Annotated in this window: 3 protein-coding genes and 1 pseudogene; 2 read left to right on the forward strand and 2 right to left on the reverse strand. The window is 45.0% G+C overall.

Annotation, left to right across the window (positions count from 1 at the left end; all coding sequences use genetic code 11):
* Both AC2A1E_RS24035 and AC2A1E_RS24040 read left to right on the forward strand, forming a co-directional pair.
* Positions 1-241, forward strand: a pseudogene (locus AC2A1E_RS24035) (hemolysin/hemagglutinin-like protein HecA precursor); the annotation flags it as partial.
* Entirely contained in the window at positions 238-738 is a 501-nt protein-coding gene (locus tag AC2A1E_RS24040) for an immunity 42 family protein (protein ID WP_484385849.1), read from the forward strand. The pseudogene AC2A1E_RS24035 and the gene AC2A1E_RS24040, both read left to right, overlap by 4 nt.
* A 50-nt stretch (positions 739-788) precedes the next feature.
* Here AC2A1E_RS24040 and AC2A1E_RS24045 read toward each other — a convergent pair whose 3' ends face one another.
* Positions 789-1001: a SymE family type I addiction module toxin gene (locus tag AC2A1E_RS24045; RefSeq protein WP_484385850.1), complete on the reverse strand. Its 213-nt coding sequence runs from the start codon at positions 999-1001 to the stop codon at positions 789-791.
* An 82-nt stretch (positions 1002-1083) separates the two neighbouring features.
* Complete coding sequence (locus AC2A1E_RS24050; RefSeq protein WP_484385851.1) at positions 1084-1509, reverse strand: helix-turn-helix domain-containing protein; 426 nt, start codon at positions 1507-1509, stop codon at positions 1084-1086.
* Positions 1510-1555 lie beyond the last annotated feature (46 nt).

The following is a 1555-nucleotide window of genomic DNA, read 5'->3' on the forward strand; positions in this document are numbered from 1 at the left end:
TGCAGGTGTAGAACCAAAGAATTCTTTAGTGCTCTTCGAGAATTCGATTGCTACAAAAGATCCCAAGATAAGACTATCAATTGATAGTGATGGAAATATTCATCGATTCTTTAACACTAGCAAAGATGGCTCTGGTACTTATCATTGGAGCGGCAGCACTGGTGATGGTAAAAATGCTTTGGGTAACAAAGAGCTTGGTAGTTTTAATAAAGAAATCAAAGAATTAAAGGCTAAAAAATGATCTTTGGACAACCTTTTGAATTTGCTGTTTTTTATGAGCTTTTGGAAAAAACAGAAGATAATTACTGGAAGTACGGACTTTTTGGTTTTTTTATCGAGGATGAAATATATCCATCGAAAGGATCAAACTATACGTTACATATGGCTATGAATTATTTAAAAGATAGTCAGCAAGAAATAAATAGCTGTAAGAGTACCGGATTAGCTTTATCAGGAAGTGCTTCTGAGCTGATAACACAGTTGGCTCATTCACATGGAATACTTCTTAATGGTGATCCTGATGATCTGGAACTACCTACTTCTGAAGCATTAGGTGTATTTTTAAGCCCTCTTGAGATATCAGACGTCGGCTTTTATCTATTTTATTATCCTAAAGATAACGATGAAGAGTGTTTGGTATATAGTTCAGATTATGGCAGAACTGCTAAAAAAACTATTTTAAAGAAAGGAACTGTCAACAGCGTGCTCGACAAACTTCCTAATCAAGAAGCTATATAGAAGTAAAATCCCGGCCTTGGTGCCGGGATTTTAATTTATAAGTCAGATAGTTATGCTTCTGCTGCGAGTCGGATGATCAACTGCCCTGGCTCAGTGATCACTTCGATCCTCTGCCCGGTGGTAAATCCCAGTGATCCCAGCCAACGACCCTTGAGGGTGAGCTGAGGTAGCGGGTTCGGCCTGCCGCCGTTGGTGCGATAACCGACCACGCTTTTACGTGCTTGGGGTGTGGCGGGTTGTGACGTAGAATCTGTTCTAGCCATGGTAACTACCTCGTATAGTTGCTTGTGGTGAGCGGGTTGCCGGTGTTCCACCACCGTCAACCTGCGTTAAAAACCCTGTCTGTTAGCTGCCTGTCTCCTGCTGCTGCGCCTGTGCAATCACCGCATCCAGCATCTCGGCCACCATCTTCTGCCGGGCCTTCGGCAGTTGGCTGATCACCTCAATCTGCTGTTCCAGTCGGGATGCCGGGCCGCGCTTGCGCGGAGTGCGTTCTGTCTCTTCACCCAATAAACCTTCCAGAGAAACCGCAAGCAACTTCGCTACAGCAGGCAGTACGGATATCTGTATCCGTCGCCGACCAGCTTCCCAGGACTGTACGGCCTGTTGAGAAACGTTCAATGCCTGCGCCATCTGTGCCTGAGTCATGCCAGAAGCCTTGCGGAGTTCTGTCATGCGCTTGCCCAGCGCGGCCATAAATATCTGTTCTTCATTGGTAACAGGGGCGGCCATCGTCGTTTTTACCGTGGTTGTTCGTGACTTGATGACCATAATCTACTCCCTGTTTTACATCTCTCTGTTGTAAATACTACCTACT

It is taken from the genome of Serratia sp. HNCC26DJ206 (assembly GCF_057180605.1).